The organism is Paenibacillus sp. RC334 (assembly GCF_030034735.1).
Lineage (GTDB): Bacteria > Bacillota > Bacilli > Paenibacillales > Paenibacillaceae > Paenibacillus > Paenibacillus terrae_A.
The window spans coordinates 4,813,488-4,831,702 of the sequence record NZ_CP125370.1 but is presented as its reverse complement, the minus strand read 5'-3'; the positions used below and the strand labels follow the sequence as shown (position 1 = coordinate 4,831,702).

Genomic DNA, 18,215 nt, shown 5'->3' with positions numbered 1-18,215 from the left:
GAGGAATGTAAAATGAAGAAAAATATGATGTTTTTAACGCTGATGCTGGCGCTGGTACTGATCGTGTCAGCCTGCGGCAAAGCGGCTCCAGCCACTCAGGAAGCGACTGGCAACGGCTCATCTTCTGCTGCAACAACGGAATCGAAAACCATCTCGGTCAAACACGCACTGGATGAAAACCCGGTCCAAGTCAAAGTTAATCCAAAAAATGTCGTTGTTTTTGATTTTGGCTCATTGGATACGTTGGATAAGCTGGGTGTCGACGTTGCGGCGGTAGCGCAGCAGGATCTTCCTACGTATTTGAGCAAATATAAAGATTCCAAATATGCAAGTGCAGGCACGCTGTTTGAACCGGATTACGAGAAAATCAGCGATCTGTCTCCTGAATTGATCATCATTGGTGGCAGACAGGCAGATGCGTACAAAGAATTGAGCAAAATTGCACCGACCATTTCGTTAGCTGTAGACACCAAGGATTTTGTGAATTCCTTTAAGAAAAACGTTGAAACACTGGGTCAAATCTTCGATAAAGAGGATGCTGCCAAACAGGAATTGGCTACGATTGATAGCTCCATCAAGGCCGTACATGACAAGGCTGTAGCGAGCAAAGCCAAAGGACTGATCGTTCTGACGAATGAAGGTAGCTTGAGCGCATATGGCGAGCAATCCCGCTTCGGTATCATTCATGACGCTCTGGGCGTCACACCTGTGGACCCTAGCATTAAAGTATCCACGCATGGACAAAAGGTTTCTTTTGAATATGTACAGCAAAAAAATCCGGATTACATCTTTGTCGTTGACCGTGGAGCAGTCGTGGTAGAGAAAGGCAAGGAACAGGTTACAGGCAAACAAACGATTGAAAACGAGCTGGTGAAGAAAACCAATGCGTTTAAAAACGGTCATATTGTGTATCTTGACCCGAACTACTGGTACTTGTCAGGTAACGGTCTGGAATCCGTGTCCGAAATGATCAAGGAAATTGATGCCGCGCTGTAATGGATAACTTGTACATGATGGAGATTTGCATACGATGAAAGGTCATCTGGATTTCCAGCGTCAATTCCCCGAGGCCGTCAAGTGGTTGTTCCGATAGCACGATTGGAATATGGACTTTATGCAATAATCCCAAAGGATTGGAGATCGTGGAGTCTCTATGCCCTTTGGGGTTATTTTTTGCGTATAATAGAGTAATATTCAAAATTTAATGTTACACGCTAATGAAAGTGAGGGAACCCATATATGAAGAAAAATCGTCTGGGGTCTTCGGATCTGCTGGTAGGCGAGATTGGCTTGGGCTGTATGTCGGTCGGTACGGAGGAACAGCAAGGTGTTTACCTGATCCATGAAGCGTTGGATCGGGGCGTGAACCTGCTGGATACAGCGGATTTGTACCATCACGGACGTAATGAGGAAATTGTGGGGGCAGCGATTCGTGGACGGCGTCAAGATGTCGTTTTGGCGACCAAGGTCGGTAATCGGCGTATGCCGGGCCAAGAGGGCTGGGGGTGGGACCCGTCCAAGGAGTATATTCTGTCTGCGGTCAAAGAAAGCCTGCGCCGCCTGGGAACGGATTATATCGACCTGTATCAGCTTCACGGTGGGACGATTGACGACCCCATCGACGAAACGATTGAGGCTTTTGAACAGCTCAAAAGGGAGGGGGTCATCCGTTATTATGGCATTTCCTCGATTCGTCCTCACGTCATCCGTGAATATGTCGAGCGTTCGAATATCGTCAGCGTCATGAATCAATATAGCTTGCTGGACCGTCGGGCAGAGGAAGAGGTACTGTCATTACTTCAGGAGCGGGGAATCAGCGTCATTGCACGCGGGCCTGTCGCCAGCGGCGTATTGACCGACGAAGGAGAAGGCAAGGTAGCCAAGGGCTATCTGGACTACGAAGAGGCAGAGCTGCTGGACTTACGCAAGCAATTAAAGGCATTTACGAGTGCAGAGCGCAGCATGGGGCAGACAGCTATCCGTTATAGCCTGTCTCACCCGGCTGTTGCTGCTGTCATCCCGGGTGCAAGCTCACGGGGACAATTGGAGCATAATATCGCAGCAGCCAGTATCCCGCCGTTATCCAAGCAGGAGCGGGAGGCACTACAGCAAATTAGCCGGGCTAACCGCTATGGTGCGCAATACCGTTAATATGAGCACAGGTAGGGCAGAGGGGATCTTTGTCACACGGTCGGAAATGCGATTTGCCAGCCGATAAATTGGCTCATACTTTTGAACGTGTACTTGCCATAGTTGCAATATATGAAAGAATCATTACAATATAAGAATAAGCTCAGGTTTATAATCCATATTTGGTTATGGAGACGTTCATAAATATACTCTAGGAGGAACCAACAAATGGAACGCATCGAATCACAGCAGCAGTATCAGGATTTGATTAACGGTGACGGCTTGACGGTCGTAAAATTTGATACAACCTGGTGTCCGGATTGCAAGACACTGGATAAATTTATGGGTGGCATTATCGAGGAAAATGCAGATAAGCGCTTCTTTGCACTTGATGCTGAGAAATTCCAGCCGATTGCCGAAGAAAACCAGGTGCGTGGAATTCCGAGCCTGCTCGTTTTCCGTAACGGCGAAAAAATCGCTCATTTGCACAGCAAATATGCCAAGACGCCAGCACAAATTTCCGAATACCTGACCACGTTGGAATCAAAACAATAATGAATGATGCAAAATGCTGAAATAGAAAAAGGGTTATCCCATGGCTGACAAATCAAGCCTATGGGATAACCCTTTTTTGTCATACGAAACGAGCTGTAATTGCTGAAAAGCATGAAGGCTTTGCGGCAACAAACAACAGCTTACAAAATAATGAAGAAGAACACAGCCGCCAATACGAAGCGGTAGATGGCGAATGAAGTCAGGCTCAAGCGTTTGAGCAGACCGAGGAACGTTTTGATCGCCAGCATTCCGACGATAAAGGCAGTAATAAAGCCGGCCGCGAACACTGGGAAATCACTCATAGACAGATGATCCATGCTTTTGATCGTATCAATACCCGATGCGCCCAGCATGACCGGAACAGATACAAGGAATGTAAATTCCGCGGCTGCCGTATGACTTACACGTGCGAATAGGCCCCCGGACATAGTTGAGCCTGAACGGGAGAATCCTGGCCATAGAGCTAGGACTTGGAACATACCAATGGTAAATGCTTGTTTGTATGTGATCTCATCCAGCGTATGTGATCTAATAGGCGGATGGAATTTTTCAGCCGCGATCATTAGCAAGCCTCCGATGACCAGACTGTACAGAACAGTTTGAGGGCCAAACAGGTATTGCTTGATTACATCACGGAACAACACGCCAATCACACCCGCAGGGATCATGGCCAAAATAATATGGAGCAGGTTCAGGCGCGGCTGGGTCGAGATTCTGCGTCTGAAATCAAATAAGCTCAGGAACCTGCGCCAGTACAATACGACAACCGCCAGCACAGCACCCAACTGCACAATAACCTCGAACGTTTTGACTGTATCATTCTCCGTGTTTAACCCGAGAAGATCAGCCGTCAGGATCATATGACCCGTCGAAGAGACCGGCAAAAACTCTGTCAGCCCTTCAATAATACCCATAATAATAGATGATAAAATATCCACTTTATTAGTTCCTCCTTACACGCGTGCAGGGCAAACGGCCTAAGCCGTTTGCCCTGGAAGTATGTCATTTCAGTAGGAGTGAACGCAAGTGTCAAGTGCACAGTGCAAGCCGCTCAGGTCACAGCGGTTCACTCCTGGGGAGAAGTGTCAGATTCCGCTTCCAACTCGGATACAGGAGATTCATTGTGCAGAATAATCTCCACCCGTCGAATACGATTTTTACCCATTTCACGAATGATAAATTTCACATCATCTTCTATGAATTCCTTGCCCTGTCTCGGTTCCGGAACCCGACTATACACCCACCCTCCGACAGTATCCACGTCCTCATCGTCCAACGTCAAGCCAGTCAGATCACTCAAATCGGAAAGCATCACCTTGCCATCCATCAAATAACTGTTCTCCGTCAATTTCTCGATTTCCTTCCGTTCATCCTTATCAAATTCGTCACGGATTTCGCCAACAATTTCCTCCAAAATATCCTCAATAGTAATCAGACCGGAGGTTCCGCCGTATTCATCGACGAGTAGGGCGATATGAACCTGCTCCTTCTGCATGCGTTTGAGCAGCGTGTTGACAGGTATAACTTCCGGAACAGTCAGGATCGGTTGAATCAGACTATTGAAATCAAGCTCAGGGTTGCGGTCATACTCAAGGAACAACTGCTTGGTATTAATCATACCGATGATCTGATCCTTGTTCTCTGTCGCCACCGGAAAACGGGTATACTGCTCTTCGTGAATGGTCAGCATGTTTTCTTTCAGCGAGCGATTCGTAAACAAGCATACCATATCTGTACGTGGCACCATAATTTCTTTGGCAACGGTCTCGTCAAAAGCAAAGATACGATTCACGTAGCCATATTCGGTGTTATTGATCTTACCACTTTCCACGCTTTCGGACAAAATGATCTGAATTTCCTCCTGAGAATGCGCTTCCTCATGCTCGCTTGCCGGTTGAAGACCAAACAAACGAACCAAACGGTTGGCCGAGCCATTTAGGAGCCAGATAAACGGATACATAATCCGGTTAAACCATACGATGACCGGGGAGGTCAACAAGCTTACTGCTTCCGCTTTGCGGATCGCCAGCGTTTTGGGAGCCAGCTCACCGATAACCACGTGCAGGTAAGTTACAATGACAAATGAAATAATAAAGGCCAGGATATGTGAAAATTCCCCATTGATGTTGAGCTGTTGAAAGAGAGGCTCCAGCAATTTGACCACGGTCGGTTCACCGAGCCAGCCGAGTCCCAACGCTGTAATCGTAATACCAAGCTGACAGGCGGACAGGTAGCCGTCCAGATTATTGACGACCTTTTGTAGCGCCAGTGCGTTTTTACGGTTCTCCACTACCAGCTGATCGACCCGGCTGGAACGGATTTTAATAATCGCAAACTCGGTAGCCACGAAGAAAGCACTAAATATAATCAACACCGCGAACAAAAATAGACTGACACCTATACCCATGTAATTTTCACTCATCCCTTTTTCGTTCAATTTTTAATGAACTCCATTTTAAGTTCACTTGAACTTATTTTAAGAACTTAAAAGCAAATATACAAGGTTCATATCCAATCATAGCAGGTCACCTACCTCCAATTTGCACGGAAAATAAGGCAAAACAGAACCCGCACGGATCATTGCTTCACTTTACAAGCCTAGTTTATGGGCGTATGATGAGTTCAAATGAACTTGAAATGGTTTAAAGGGAGGAAAGCAGATGGAGTCTTTTACCCTCACACGCCGTGATATGGCCCATTTGCTGCTGGCGATGGAAGGTCGCCGCGAATTGCAGCCATTGGCCGTTCTTCAGGATGCCTGGAGACGCACCCATATCCATCCGGGCCGTCCCGGCAGCACGATGCCGACATTTTTGTATACTGAGGTAACGCCTGTGCTGGATAAAATTATCAAGGGCAAGCACAGCGCAGCCTTTTCGTTACAGGAGATTGTTTCTCTTGGTCAACTGGTCGAATATAGCCATGTTTCATTGGCCTCTATGCAAAATTGGGTCAAACGCGACTTCAAGGAATTTCTCGGATCACCGAAGATCGGTAAAAAATATTCAGTCAACCAGGCCGCACTGCTGCTCATTGTGGAGGATTTGAAATCGTGTCTTGATTTTGAATCCATCCGTCAGTTATTTCATATCCTGTTCCAACAGCCAGAGGATGATACGGATGATCTAATCCAGCCGGTCGATTTGTACGCTGCTTATTCAACCTTGTTTGAGGAGCTGGATGCGAATGGAGATCAACTGCTGGATGTGGCAGGCGCCGGGGTTGCAAAAGAAAACGGGAATTCCGCTACAGGGCAGCAGCGTCAGGAAGGTGCGACAGAGGAATTGCTGATTCAGGCGGCAGATCAATACACCAGCCGTTTGCAGCATTTGACCCCTAACCAGTGTCAAGCCGTTCGGAATACATTGCTGGTAGCTGCGGTATCGGTGCAAAATAGTTATTTTTTGTCCATAGCACGCAGGTATGTGAATGCGACGTTGTTTCTGGACTTTCAAGGGTAGATCAGGATTGGCGCTAGAAGCCGATCCTATTTTTTTGCCCTTTTTCGAGTATTGTCTACCCTTTTGGAGACTGAAAAAGTATACAAAAGAGGTATATACACTCAAACGCTGTCAAAGATACAATAAACATATATCATCCAGCAATTGGAAAAACTTTGAATATCTCTTCCAAAGCATCTGAATACACACACAGGAGGTAATGGCATGTCCGATGTCTCCATCATCATTTGTACCCGCAATCGGATCGAAGATCTGACACGCTGTATACAATCTATCGCAGGACAGCAGCAGCTGGAGCATACGGCTGTAGAGCTGCTGATTGTGGATGACGGCGATATTTCCGACCAACAGGTCGAGCTGTACCGTGACATGGTATCCGGCTTGCCTCAAGGCGTTTTGAAGTATCATAAAAAAAGTCGTCCCGGCGTTTGGTTATCCCGCTATGAAGCATTGTCTCTCGTACGGTATGATATCGTGCTGTATTTTGACGATGATGCCGAACTGGATGATAAACTCTATATCCGGCGCTTGCTCGATACCTATGATCAGGATGAAACGATTGTGGGTGTTGGAGGGATTGCAAAGGGACTACATTCGAGCCGGGCAGGGAAGCTGCTGGGCATTTTGACATTTCAGATGTCCCCGTCTCTCGGCAAGCTTTCGCCCAGTAGTCTGGCAGGTTCATTGCTGCGTTGGGGAGAAGCGACGGAGGTTTTTGACACGGAATTTTTTCATGGCTGCAACATGTCATTCCGGCGGGTTGCGCTTCGAGATATGAAGCCGTATCCGTGGATGACCAGCTATGCCGTGGCTGACGATTTGTATATGTGCCAGTTAGCGAGCCGTTACGGCAAGCTGGTTATCAATCCCGACTTAACAATCATTCATCACGAATCTTCAAGCTCGCGCGATAAGGCGGGCAAAGTAGCCAAGGCTACAGCGATCAATCACTATTATTTCCTTGCTCTGAAAAAGGCGGGAGCCATCCAGTACGGGGCGCTTTTATGGACCTTGTCCTACCTGATGTTCAAGGAGATACTACGTCGTAACTTTAATGCAGCAGAAGGATACAAGCAGGGGGTGCTGTTCATTCTGAATCCGCGCAAGCAAAAATATAACGAATATTTAGGCCCGGCGGTTCAGTAATCTGATTCCACACACATTTTCAGGATAAAGGGGGAGTATGATGTTAAGCTTGTCCATTGCCCTGTGCACCCGAAATCGGGTTGACGATCTGACCCGATGCATTAATTCAATAGCTATTGGTGGGGCACCGGAGGCATGTGAAACCGAGCTGTGGATTATTGATGATGGAGAACTGCCGAGGCATGTGCTGGAACGCTATAAGCGTCAATTGGGCAGAGCGGGGATTACCTACCGATACCATCGCAAGGAGCAGCCGGGCTTATGGCTTTCACGTGTAAAAACAGTTGAGCTGGCGCAGGGCGATATCATTTTGTTTCTTGACGATGATGTTGAGCTGCCGAACAACTATTTGAACGAGCTGATACGTACCTATGAGGCTTACCCGCAGGCCGCTGGTGTCGGCGGGATTGCGCAGGGCATGAGCAACAGCTTCATGGGAACCATTCGTTGCCTGCTGTCATTCCAGCAGTCCTTGTCCAAAGGAAAGCTGTCTCTCAGCGGTCAGTCCGGCTCGATGTACAACTGGCACAAGGCGAAGAAGACGTTTCGAACCGAGTTCTTTCATGGTTGCAATATGTCATTTCGCCGTGAGGCGATTCGCAGTCTGGAGCCGGTACCTTGGTTGCAAAGCTATAGCGTAGGGGAAGACCTGTTACTTTCACGAATTGCCATGAAAAGCGGCTCGCTGTACATTAACCCGGCGCTTACGCTCCTTCACCACGAATCGCCGTCCTCGCGCGACAATATGGAGCAGGTCACTTATATGCGGGTGATGAATCATATTTATCTGTTGCGGGACGAGCGATCTGGGCCGATTGGCTATGCTGCGCTGTATTGGACGACGCTGTATCAAATTTTGAGAGAGAAGCCCAAGAAAAATCATACTGCCATTCAAGGCTACAGAAAAGCACTGAAGGCGATTTTTTCAAGTCAGAAGGAGCCTATGGGCGGAGGGCAGCTACCTGAACGCAATTCCAAAAAAACGGTAGGCTGATGGAGGTGCGGCAGGAGACTTGATGTGAGCATAGAGACGAGAGGCTTAATAAGGAACAGGAGTTGGACGTAACATGAGCACATGGACAGCAGCAAGGAAAGTATTCACGGGTGACAGTCTCGCCAAAACGATCATGCGCACGAGCTTTAACAATTTTTTCGTGCTGATCGTCACGACCCTGACTTCGATCCTGACCGCACGTATGCTCGGAGTCGAGGGGAAAGGAGAACTGGCGGCAGTTCTGTTCTGGCCTACGCTAATCGGCAGCGTGCTGAGCTTCGGCTTGCCAACGTCGCTGATTTATAACCTCAAGAAGAAAACAGGCACGACGGAACAATTACTGGCGTTGTCGCTGTGGATTCAGTTGCCTGCCAGCTTGCTAGCGGGGGCGGTGGCCTGGATATGTATGCCGCTGTGGCTGAATGGCTATGGTGCGGATATCGTCCACCTGTCACAGCTCTATTGTGCGGCTGCGGTACCGCTGGCGGTGCTTACGGCGCTGACAACAGCATTATCGCAAGGGCTGGATCGGTTTAGCGTATATAATGGACTGTTGTTTTACTATCCGCTGCTGAACTTCATCGGTCTGGTGACGCTGTGGCTGATGGGGCTGCTCAATGTGCAGCTGGCGGGGGCCGTGAATTTTGCCGCGAGTTTCCTTGCGCTGGTATGGGCGTTCCTCCGTTTGCGCAAGCATATGAATTTGCGTACTTTCCGCCCGTTCACCAGCCGCCAGGTGCTCCGCCCTTATTATAGCTATGGAGCGAGAGTCTACGGGATGGAGTTGATGGGGACGCTGTCCACACAAACGGACAAAATTGTCATCGTGGCGCTGCTGTCACCCAAAGCATTCGGTCTGTACTCTGTCGTCTATGCTCTGTCGCGTGTGTTCAATGTGGTGCAGAACGCTGTTACGAATGTAACCTTTCCGAAGGTGACTGGAATGGAGCACAGCAAAATTGTCGAAACCGTCGGTCGTGCTTTTCGCATCTCCATGGCTGCTATGCTGATCGTCATCGTGCCGGCTTTATTCATTGGACGATACATGCTGGGCTTGCTGTATGGCCCCGCTTTTCTGGAAGCATCGTTAACCTTCTACCTGCTGTCACTGGAGTGCATCATCGGAGGTGGCTCATGGATTCTGGCTTCGGCCTTCAACGCACTGGGTCGGCCGGGGCTAGTGCTGTTTCGGCAAATTGTGGCATATGCGATTACCGTCGGGCTGTTCTTTATTTGTACCCCGATCTTCGGTCTGGACGGCATTGCCATTGCTTTGCTCGTAGGCGCTTGTGTACGGTTGGCATTCTCTCTGTTTTCATTCCCGATGTTTTTCGATGTTCCGTTATCACGGATCATTTTTGATAAAAGTGATATCACATTTGTTATTCAGACCATACAAAAGAAGCGCAGGAAGGGAGAACTGAAAGATGCCGAATTCGCATCCCATGGCTAAACTGAAAAATAAGCTGAGCGTCATTCTCGACGTAGTCCCCCAAGGTTCGAATATCATTTATGTTGACTACCCCGTGTATAACAACGGTGGGGACGTACTCATCATGAAAGGCACCGAGGCGTTCTTCAAGGATAACGGTATCCGAGTTCGTGCCCGTTACAGTGCTATGGATATTCCCGATCAGCTTCAAATTCCGGGCGACTGGATTATCGTGTGTCATGGAGGCGGCAATTTCGGCGATTTATATTCAAATCACCAAAATTTGCGGGAACGTATCGTGCGGGATTTCCCGAGCCACCGCATTGTAATCATGCCGCAGACGATCCATTTTCAATCCGAACAGAAGGGGAATGAGGTCGCTGCGCTGTTCAATGGTCACCCGGATTTACATATGTTTGTGCGGGATACACGTTCTTATCAGTGGGCCAAGGAAAAGCTGAATCAGTGCAGCATCACGCTATGCCCGGACATGGCACACCAGCTCTGGCCGTTGAAGCCGACGACAGAAACGGTCAAGGACGTACTGTACTTCCTGCGTACGGATATTGAAACCGTAGGGGGGCAAAAGCAATTCGACGACGAAGCAGATGCCGCCCACCGTCTGGACTGGGACACTCTGTTCACTCCGCTGGAAGTAAAAGGGATCGTCTACTTCCAGAAGTTTTACCGTCTGGACAAGAAAATCGGCGGTCCGCTGCCAACGCGTACCTTCTGGTACAAGTATACCGATCATCTCATGAACAAGGCGGTTACGCTGTTCAGCTCTTACCGCGAGGTTCGCACCTCACGGCTGCACGGTCATATTCTAGCCTGCCTGCTCGATATGCCGCATGTCGTCATTGATAATTCGTACGGCAAAAACTCGCAGTATTATAACACCTGGACACAGCCCAATCCCAAGGCGAAGCTGTTCATCGATACACCTGATGCGCTGGAGCAGCTTTCTTAATCTCTATTCCTCCGCACCATAAACTCGCAAAAAGCCTCCTGACCATTTACTGGTTCAGGGGGCCTTTTACTTTGGAAAGCTGATTATTTATCATTTCCTAATGTCATAGGAAATTCGTTTAATATCTCTGACATCCTTTGTCGTTTACAATGAATTCATAGAGTTTACAGGGAGGGTGATATGGGCAAAGTGTGGTGAAAGGGGGGAGATCATAAATGAACAATCGTCAAATCAGTATACTTCTTCGTATTCTCTTTGGAAACGATCCACTTACCGGCAGTTCCATTGCGAAAGAATTTTTGGTCAGTGCCAGAACCGTTCGTTCGGATATTAAGCTGCTGAATAACGAATTGTCTAAATATAAAGTCCAGATTCATTCATCGAAGCAAGTCGGCTATTATATCGAGCCCAGAGATAAGAAAATCATTAGAGGTATTTTCGAGGAGTTCAATCTCACGGATCAGGAGACGGATGTACCGAATACGCCTATTGAAAGAACCGTGTATATCGTGCTCAAGCTCTTGTTTTCAACCGACTATATAACGATGGAAACTATAGCCGATGATATCTACGTTTCCAAGACGACCATTAATTATGATATCAAGCGAGTGAGTGAAGTCGTTCATAGCTTTTCAAGCTTGCAGTTAACGGTATCTCAAACCAAAGGCTTATTGCTGTCGGGAAATGAAATTTCCAAGCGGGCGCTTCTATACCATGCTCTACAGCAGGGGACAACAGGCAAGCACTTGGAAATTATGAATCGCATAAAATATCTGTTCAAGGAACCCCATGTCTATGATGATCTTATTGAGTTCCAGAAGCTAGTTATGAATATGCTTAATTCTTACGGGTACTTCCTAACCGATCAGGACATTTTCTCCTTGTTTATAGATTTTTATATCAGCATGAAGCGCAGCCAGACGGGATTTATTATAGATCAACAGATTGAGGAAGAGCTGGACCCGGATATTGTGAAAATTGTCTTGGCAGGTATGAGCAAGCTTATGGCTGAACCGGAGGAAAATGAACTGAAGTATCTACAGCAACGCTTCCAATCCAAGCGGCTGTTAAATGTGAAAAATGATGATTCATATACACAGAACCAAGAAGCTGTTGACATTGTGAAGCACTTATTGGTCGAGATACGAAGTAAATTTGGTATTAATTTTCTGAACAATGAGAATTTGACCCATAATCTTATTCAACATATAAGTCCGCTGATCTATCGTTTGAAAACGCATACTTTTGAGATTAATCCCTTAAAAGAGGAAACGCGAAGAAAGTATCCTTTTGCCTTTGAGCTATCGAATGTCCTTGTACCTATCATTAAAGAAAGGTACGGGCTAACGATTAATGAATCAGAGCTGACCTACATTTCATTACACCTTGCCGTGGCGCTGGAAGAAGTATTTGACAAGCCTGCGGTTGCCATTATGTGTGGCTCAGGCTTGGGAACGGCTCAGCTTTTATACCGCAAGCTGTTGTCCTATTATGGTGAACGGCTGAACATTTTGGGATGGTACTCTATGTATCAGCTTGAACAGGTATTGAATGGGGACTTGGGGCAGGTTGATTTTATAGTGACTACGGTACCCATAGAAGCGGACACAAGCATTCCTGTGTTGCAGGTCAATCCGTTGCTGAACCGGTCAGACCTGAATAAAATCGAGAAATATTTACAAAGTCCTATTCGTATTCACAGCCAGAACAGTCACGAATCAGGGAACGGCCATTCTTTTTTCAGCGAGGGATTATTTGAATACGTTAGACAGCCGGGTGATTACTTTCAAGTTCTACGTACATTAACAGCAAATTTGCTAGAGCAGCACATGATTAGCGATGGTGAAGAGTTCTATCAATCTGTCATTGAGCGGGAGCAGATGCAGTCCACTGTTTTGGCAAATTTAATTGCTCTGCCACATGCGATGGATTATATCTCCACCAAAACAGCTATTTCGGTAGGGGTGCTGGAGGAGCCGATCAAGCATGAAGGCAGAAAAATCAAACTGGTGATGCTGGTGGCCATTAATCCGAAGGAAAAAGAAGAGCTGAACCGATTGTACAGCATGATTGAACGAATTTTGGAAACAGACCATGTCAAAGCGCTCACAAGCGCGGAAAATTTTCAGGCTTTTATGGCAAATTTAATATAAAAGGAGATCGTTTATTATGAATATTTTATTAGTTTGTGCCGCAGGAATGTCTACCAGTATATTGGTCAGCAAAATGAAAAAGTCCCTTGAGCCAGATCAACAGGATTGGGTCATTGAGGCTCATCCGATTGGAGAGTTATCTGATTACATTAACAACTTTGATGTGGTTTTATTGGGACCGCAGGTGAGCCACAAGCTCAAGGGAGTCGAGAAGGAGTACGGTTCTTACGGTAAGCCGATTGCTGTCATTAATTCTCTGGATTACGGAATGGGTAACGGAAAAAAAGTAGTTGAGTTTGCAATTGAGTTAGTTCATAAAAACAATTTATGATCCAAATATGTGAGAAATAAAAAAGAAAGAAGAGGGATGGAATATGGAGACAGAGACAGAACAACATATTATGGGAATTATTCTACACTCCGGCGAAGCCAACAAAAAGGCATTTTCCGCACTCGGTGAAGTGAGAAAACGGAATTTTGAACAAGCCAGAGCACTGATTAAGGAAGCCTCCAAGGAATCGGTTCAAGCACATAAAGTGCAGACCAAGCTGATGCAGCAGGAAGCCGACGATCAAAAGCTGGAAATGAATCTGCTGGTTGTACATGCACAGGATCATTTAATGAACTCTTTATTAACCATTGATTTAATTGAGGAATTAATTGAAGTATTTTATGAATTGCACCATTAAAAATATACAAACATCGAGAAAGAAGGCGCAGCCATATGGCAATTTCAATAGAGTCCTTCACTGAAAAACTACAGCAATTTGCGGGAGTATTACAAGATAATAAATACTTCGATGCTATTTCCAAGGGCTTAATGGGGACGATGCCGATTATTTTCGTAGGCTCCATTGCGGCGTTAGTTAATGCCCTACCCATAGATGCCTATCAAAGCTTTATTACAGACACGGGATTGAAAAATTACCTTCAGTTGGCGACCAAGTTGACTACAGACATGATCGCTCTCTATGCCGTATTTAGTATTGCATACAGCATGTCCAAAAATTATAAGCAAGACGGACTGAATGCAGGCATACTGGCCTTGCTGAGCTTTTTAGTCGTCACTCCATTGGATATGAGTAAGGATGGAGCATTTTCCTTGCCGTTTCAGTGGCTGGGAGCAACCGGATTATTTATATCTATTATTATGGGTTTAATGGTAGGCAGATTATATGCTTTGCTTCTTAAAAAGGGAATATCCATTAAGATGCCGGATGGCGTTCCACCGTCCGTTGCAAAATCTTTTGCCGGGCTGATCCCGGGACTCGTGATTATCGCGGTTGATTTGTGTATTAATGGCTTGTTCAATGTAACTTCCTATGGAAATATTCATAACTTTGTTTATCATCTCCTGCAGACCCCTCTTCAAAATCTGGGAGGAACGTATTGGGCTTTTATTCTGACGATCGGGCTTTTGAGTCAAATCTTGTGGGTCGTAGGGATTCACGGAGGAATGGTTTGTTTGTCGGTGATGATGCCCATCTTTATGGCCTTGGATTTACAGAATTTGTCCGCCTACTCCGCAGGACAACCTCTTCCGAACATTGTGGGCATGAACTTCATGTTTGTGTACGGAATTGGAGCAGGCTGTTCGATTGGACTGGCTATTCTTCTGGTTGTGGCTAAAAGTGAACGTTATAAAGCGTTGGGCAAGATTGCTTTTCCATCGGCTATATTTGGGATCAGTGAACCGACCATTTTTGGTGCTCCGATTATTTTAAACCCGGTATTGGCGATTCCTTTCATCGTCAGTCCAATCATCAGTTACACACTGGCCTACTTCCTAACTACGATGGATGTATTGCCTCGTCTGGGACTGCAAGTACCTTTGGGTCTTCCACCTATTATTAACGGTTTTATGTCCGGTGGCTGGAGGGTTGCTTTGTTTCAGGTATTTTTGATCCTCATATCTCTTGCTACTTATTATCCTTTCTTCAAGTCACTTGATAAGCACGCGAAGAAGGAAGAATTGGGAGGTGCAGCCTGAATATGTTAGGAATTTGGAACTGTATTGTACAAACTGATGTATTGAATATGAAGTTCATTTTTAGAATTATCAACGACCATGGCTATACCGTAAATATGAAAATGGAGCCTATGAACTTTAACGTGGAGTTCTTTAAAGTTTCGGTGGATCAGAGAAAGTTGAAGGCCGTCGGACGGTCTGCTCTGCTGGCTGGCAAAGAAGTGACCTTGGAACTGGGCTTTGAGGCGGAAAAATGCAGCGGTTCTATTGATTTTCCCAAGTTAGGAAGCATCAAACTGGCGGGAACTGTAGGGGAAGGACCCTCGTTGCTCGAAGGACTCAAACAGAAAATTAAGGAAGAAAAACACTCCGAACCCGTTCAGAGAAGTGCTGCGGAAATTGATGCAGCCGTTAAGGAATGGCTAGACCGAATGACGTTAGAAGAAAAAATCGGCCAAATGAGCCAAACGGTAGCCTCAGCTTTTTCCTTTGGCAACACGGTCATTTCAGACACACCGCAGAAACTGGTGGAAGAAGGTAAAGTAGGCTCCATCCTTGGAGCCTTTGATATGAACAAGGTGTATGAACTGCAAAAAATTGCAGTAGAGAAATCACGCCTGAAAATTCCGCTGTTTTTCAATGCCGATGTTATTCATGGTTATCAAACGATTTTTCCGGTTCCCTTGGCTTGGTCCTGTAGCTGGGATTTGGAGGCGATCAAACGGGCGACTGCGATTTCAGCGAAGGAAGCCTCGGCCTCCGGCGTGACCTATAACCATGGACCCATGGTGGATATTACGCGCGACCCTCGTTGGGGCCGTGTAGTAGAAGGGGCGGGCGAAGATCCCTATTTGGGCTCACAAATAGCCAAAGCTCAGGTCGAAGGCTTCCAGGGCGAAGATTTATCCGACAGGGACTCTATCATTGCCTGCCTCAAGCATTTCATCGCATACGGTGCTGTTGAGGGTGGTCGAGATTACAATACGGTAGATATATCGGAACAGCGGTTAAGAGAGACCTATCTTCCTCCTTTTGAGGCTGGATTAGCTGCTGGCGCAGGCTCTGTTATGAACTCGTTTAACACGTATAACGGCATACCGATTGCCGGAAATAAACAGATATTAAATACGCTATTAAGAAAAGAGCTTGGTTTTGAGGGCATGGTTATTTCCGACTATGGTTCCATCTCGGAGCTTGCAGTCCACGGGGTTGCCAAAGATAACAAGCAAGCCGCCAAGCAAGCTCTGGATGCTACGCTGGACATCGAAATGGTCACACAGATGTATGCCAAGTTTTTGCCTGAACTGGTGGCAGAAGGCCAGGTTTCGGAAGAACATATCAATGCAGCAGTAAGCAGAATCCTTACTTATAAATACAAGATTGGAATTATGGACGATCCGTATCGTTACATTCGGCCGGAAGAGGCTGAACGGCTATACATGTCTCAAGCACATTTGGAGGAGAGCCGATCGTTGGCGAGAAAGTCCATTGTGCTGTTAAAAAACAAACAAGTGCTGCCTTTACAGAAGACGGGTCAAAAGCTCGCTTTAATTGGACCGTTTGCCCTAAGTAAAGATTTGTTGGGCTCCTGGCAATTCTCCAATTATGGAGAACAAACGGTAAGTCTGCTGGAAGGGGTATTATCCAAGCTTGCGGCGAACGATTCTGTTACAGTGGTGGCAGGCTGTGCCGTTGAACATAAAATTGAGGGTGGAATTACCGAAGCGCTTGAAGCCGCTGCTTATAGCGATGTTATCGTTTTGGCTCTCGGTGAGGAAAGCGAGCATTCCGGCGAAGCGGCTTCCAAAACGAAAATTTCGCTGCCAGAAGCACAACTGGAGCTAGCTCAAGAAATCGTAAAGCTGGGCAAACCGACGGTATTGGTACTTACAAATGGTCGTCCTGTGTTGTTAGACTGGTTTGAGACGCATATGGATGCCATCGTCGAGACATGGTATCTCGGTTCACAGGCTGGACATGCCATCGCCGATGTATTGTATGGAGACTATACCCCGTCTGGCAAGCTCACCATGAGTTTTCCGTATAATGAGGGGCAAATTCCGATTTATTATAATCACTACAATACCGGTAGACCTGCTACAGAACGAAAAGGAAAATATGCTTCAAAATATTTGGATGCGTCCAATGAGCCTTTATATCCTTTCGGATATGGCTTGAGCTACACGACTTTTAAATATTCTGAAGTAGTCCTTAATTCCGAGCATCTACATCGCGGAGGTAGTATCACAGCGAGTGTCACCGTTACTAATACAGGCGAATACTGCGGGGAAGAAATTGTACAGATGTACATTCGGGATTTGGTCGGCAGTGTCGTAAGGCCTGTAAAAGAGCTTAAAGGTTTTAAGCGGATTTCCCTGACTGCGGGTGAAAGTCAGCAGGTTATATTCACCATTACAGAGGATGATTTGAAATTCAACACTTCGGATGGCTCCTTTCAGGCAGAATCTGGAGATTTTAAAGTATGGATCGGCACTAATTCAAGAGACGTCCAGGAAGCTGCGTTCGAGCTATTGGATTAAGAAAAAAGCCACTACATGGTCGGAGGGGCGCATTATCGTTATTGTGCCCATTCAGTTCTTTGGTATCGACTTATTTATAGCAGGGCTTGTATGGCTGTCATAGATCAGGAGACTTACAAATCACTTAGTGTGATATGTAAGTCTCTTTTCTTGTTTATCTTTTTGACAATTCATTTCATGAATAGATATAATTTATGGGATAAAACTTGCAGTAGAATCGAGGCTGACGAATGAGCAATCAACCAATGGACATGCTTCTCACGAAGGATATCGTGCGCGAAGGGGAACCGATTTTGCGTACGAAGGTTGATCCGGTATGCTTGCCGCTGCGTGAAGAGGATCTTCAACAGATGCGGTGGATGATGGATTATCTGAAAAATAGTCAAAATGAAGAGCTGGCAACCCGTTATGATCTGCGTCCGGGTGTGGGATTATCAGCCAATCAGGTAGGTCTGAACAAAAGAATGTGTGCTGTCTATTATCAGGATGGAGACAAAACGGTTGAGTATGCGCTGTTTAATCCGAAGCTGGTCAGCCACTCGACGTCCATGATTTATTTGGAACAGGGCGAAGGCTGCTTGTCAGTGGATCGTTACATACCCGGATATGTCCCGCGTTATGAAAAAATTCGCATTAAGGCCAATTTGCCGGACGGAACGCAGGAACTGCTGACTTTCAAAGGCTATCCGGCGATTGTGGTACAGCACGAGATGGACCATTTGGATGGCATTATGTTCTATGACCGTATTAACCCGGACGATCCTCAAAAGCTGCCGCAGGGTGTGCATATCGAACCTTTTGTGCGTGAATAGTTCATGATCCGTAAAGTGTGGTGACTCCGTTCGCCACATTTTTATTTTGCAAA

General features: G+C 46.4%; 16 protein-coding genes. 14 read left to right on the top strand and 2 right to left on the bottom strand.

Annotated features, from left to right (window positions below):
- Positions 1-12 precede the first annotated feature (12 nt).
- The 3 genes from QMK20_RS22305 (at position 13) to QMK20_RS22295 (ending at position 2,685) form a co-directional block, all read left to right on the top strand.
- Positions 13-996 carry a siderophore ABC transporter substrate-binding protein gene (locus tag QMK20_RS22305; RefSeq protein WP_283653362.1) on the top strand — a complete coding sequence of 328 codons (984 nt, stop codon included), beginning with the start codon at positions 13-15 and terminating at the stop codon, positions 994-996.
- A 243-nt stretch (positions 997-1,239) separates the two neighbouring features.
- Positions 1,240-2,151 (top strand): aldo/keto reductase, encoded by a 912-nt coding sequence (locus QMK20_RS22300; protein ID WP_283653361.1) that lies wholly within the window; start codon positions 1,240-1,242, stop codon positions 2,149-2,151.
- A 207-nt stretch (positions 2,152-2,358) separates the two neighbouring features.
- Positions 2,359-2,685, top strand: coding sequence for a thioredoxin family protein (locus QMK20_RS22295; protein WP_044644532.1), 327 nt, complete (start codon positions 2,359-2,361; stop codon positions 2,683-2,685).
- 140 nt (positions 2,686-2,825) lie between these two features.
- Here the strand turns inward: QMK20_RS22295 and bacA are convergent, their stop codons facing one another.
- Both bacA and QMK20_RS22285 read right to left on the bottom strand, forming a co-directional pair.
- The gene (gene bacA / locus QMK20_RS22290; protein WP_283653360.1) at positions 2,826-3,623 is read right to left on the bottom strand and encodes an undecaprenyl-diphosphate phosphatase; all 798 of its coding nucleotides are present in this window, start codon (positions 3,621-3,623) and stop codon (positions 2,826-2,828) included.
- A 128-nt stretch (positions 3,624-3,751) separates the two neighbouring features.
- On the bottom strand, positions 3,752-5,122 hold the full coding sequence (locus QMK20_RS22285; protein WP_283653359.1) for a hemolysin family protein: 1,371 nt from the start codon (positions 5,120-5,122) through the stop codon (positions 3,752-3,754).
- A 223-nt stretch (positions 5,123-5,345) separates the two neighbouring features.
- Here QMK20_RS22285 and QMK20_RS22280 point away from each other — a divergent pair, with 223 nt between their 5' ends.
- From QMK20_RS22280 to def, 11 genes are all read left to right on the top strand, one after another.
- Complete coding sequence (locus QMK20_RS22280; RefSeq protein WP_283653358.1) at positions 5,346-6,146, top strand: DUF1836 domain-containing protein; 801 nt, start codon at positions 5,346-5,348, stop codon at positions 6,144-6,146.
- 204 nt (positions 6,147-6,350) lie between these two features.
- Positions 6,351-7,292 carry a glycosyltransferase family 2 protein gene (locus tag QMK20_RS22275; protein ID WP_283653357.1) on the top strand — a complete coding sequence of 314 codons (942 nt, stop codon included), beginning with the start codon at positions 6,351-6,353 and terminating at the stop codon, positions 7,290-7,292.
- Between the two features lie 40 nt (positions 7,293-7,332).
- Positions 7,333-8,286: a glycosyltransferase family 2 protein gene (locus tag QMK20_RS22270; RefSeq protein WP_349361973.1), complete on the top strand. Its 954-nt coding sequence runs from the start codon at positions 7,333-7,335 to the stop codon at positions 8,284-8,286.
- Between the two features lie 73 nt (positions 8,287-8,359).
- Positions 8,360-9,739 (top strand): lipopolysaccharide biosynthesis protein, encoded by a 1,380-nt coding sequence (locus tag QMK20_RS22265; protein WP_283653355.1) that lies wholly within the window; start codon positions 8,360-8,362, stop codon positions 9,737-9,739.
- Positions 9,714-10,688, top strand: coding sequence for a polysaccharide pyruvyl transferase family protein (locus QMK20_RS22260; protein WP_283653354.1), 975 nt, complete (start codon positions 9,714-9,716; stop codon positions 10,686-10,688). The genes QMK20_RS22265 and QMK20_RS22260 overlap by 26 nt, the downstream gene beginning before the upstream one ends.
- Positions 10,689-10,903: 215 nt before the next feature.
- Entirely contained in the window at positions 10,904-12,841 is a 1,938-nt protein-coding gene (locus QMK20_RS22255; RefSeq protein WP_283653353.1) for a BglG family transcription antiterminator, read from the top strand.
- A 16-nt stretch (positions 12,842-12,857) separates the two neighbouring features.
- A complete protein-coding gene (locus QMK20_RS22250) occupies positions 12,858-13,172 on the top strand; it encodes a PTS sugar transporter subunit IIB (RefSeq protein ID WP_192511402.1) in 315 nt (104 codons plus the stop codon).
- Positions 13,173-13,215: 43 nt separating this feature from the next.
- Positions 13,216-13,530: a PTS lactose/cellobiose transporter subunit IIA gene (locus QMK20_RS22245; RefSeq protein WP_283653352.1), complete on the top strand. Its 315-nt coding sequence runs from the start codon at positions 13,216-13,218 to the stop codon at positions 13,528-13,530.
- Positions 13,531-13,565: 35 nt separating this feature from the next.
- The gene (locus QMK20_RS22240; RefSeq protein WP_283653351.1) at positions 13,566-14,831 is read left to right on the top strand and encodes a PTS sugar transporter subunit IIC; all 1,266 of its coding nucleotides are present in this window, start codon (positions 13,566-13,568) and stop codon (positions 14,829-14,831) included.
- A gap of 2 nt (positions 14,832-14,833) precedes the next feature.
- Positions 14,834-17,350 carry a glycoside hydrolase family 3 N-terminal domain-containing protein gene (locus tag QMK20_RS22235; RefSeq protein ID WP_283653350.1) on the top strand — a complete coding sequence of 839 codons (2,517 nt, stop codon included), beginning with the start codon at positions 14,834-14,836 and terminating at the stop codon, positions 17,348-17,350.
- Between the two features lie 230 nt (positions 17,351-17,580).
- A complete protein-coding gene (gene def, locus QMK20_RS22230; protein WP_283653349.1) occupies positions 17,581-18,162 on the top strand; it encodes a peptide deformylase in 582 nt (193 codons plus the stop codon).
- Positions 18,163-18,215: the final 53 nt, after the last annotated feature.

Excerpts from the sequence above, each read along its gene's own strand:
- QMK20_RS22305 (WP_283653362.1), top strand. The coding sequence starts at position 13 with ATGAAGAAAAATATGATGTTTTTAACGCTGATGCTGGCGCTGGTACTG.
- QMK20_RS22300 (WP_283653361.1), top strand. The coding sequence starts at position 1,240 with ATGAAGAAAAATCGTCTGGGGTCTTCGGATCTGCTGGTAGGCGAGATT.
- QMK20_RS22295 (WP_044644532.1), top strand. The coding sequence starts at position 2,359 with ATGGAACGCATCGAATCACAGCAGCAGTATCAGGATTTGATTAACGGT.
- QMK20_RS22280 (WP_283653358.1), top strand. The coding sequence starts at position 5,346 with ATGGAGTCTTTTACCCTCACACGCCGTGATATGGCCCATTTGCTGCTG.
- QMK20_RS22275 (WP_283653357.1), top strand. The coding sequence starts at position 6,351 with ATGTCCGATGTCTCCATCATCATTTGTACCCGCAATCGGATCGAAGAT.
- QMK20_RS22270 (WP_349361973.1), top strand. The coding sequence starts at position 7,333 with ATGTTAAGCTTGTCCATTGCCCTGTGCACCCGAAATCGGGTTGACGAT.
- QMK20_RS22265 (WP_283653355.1), top strand. The coding sequence starts at position 8,360 with ATGAGCACATGGACAGCAGCAAGGAAAGTATTCACGGGTGACAGTCTC.
- QMK20_RS22260 (WP_283653354.1), top strand. The coding sequence starts at position 9,714 with ATGCCGAATTCGCATCCCATGGCTAAACTGAAAAATAAGCTGAGCGTC.
- QMK20_RS22255 (WP_283653353.1), top strand. The coding sequence starts at position 10,904 with ATGAACAATCGTCAAATCAGTATACTTCTTCGTATTCTCTTTGGAAAC.
- QMK20_RS22250 (WP_192511402.1), top strand. The coding sequence starts at position 12,858 with ATGAATATTTTATTAGTTTGTGCCGCAGGAATGTCTACCAGTATATTG.
- QMK20_RS22245 (WP_283653352.1), top strand. The coding sequence starts at position 13,216 with ATGGAGACAGAGACAGAACAACATATTATGGGAATTATTCTACACTCC.
- QMK20_RS22240 (WP_283653351.1), top strand. The coding sequence starts at position 13,566 with ATGGCAATTTCAATAGAGTCCTTCACTGAAAAACTACAGCAATTTGCG.
- QMK20_RS22235 (WP_283653350.1), top strand. The coding sequence starts at position 14,834 with ATGTTAGGAATTTGGAACTGTATTGTACAAACTGATGTATTGAATATG.
- def (WP_283653349.1), top strand. The coding sequence starts at position 17,581 with ATGAGCAATCAACCAATGGACATGCTTCTCACGAAGGATATCGTGCGC.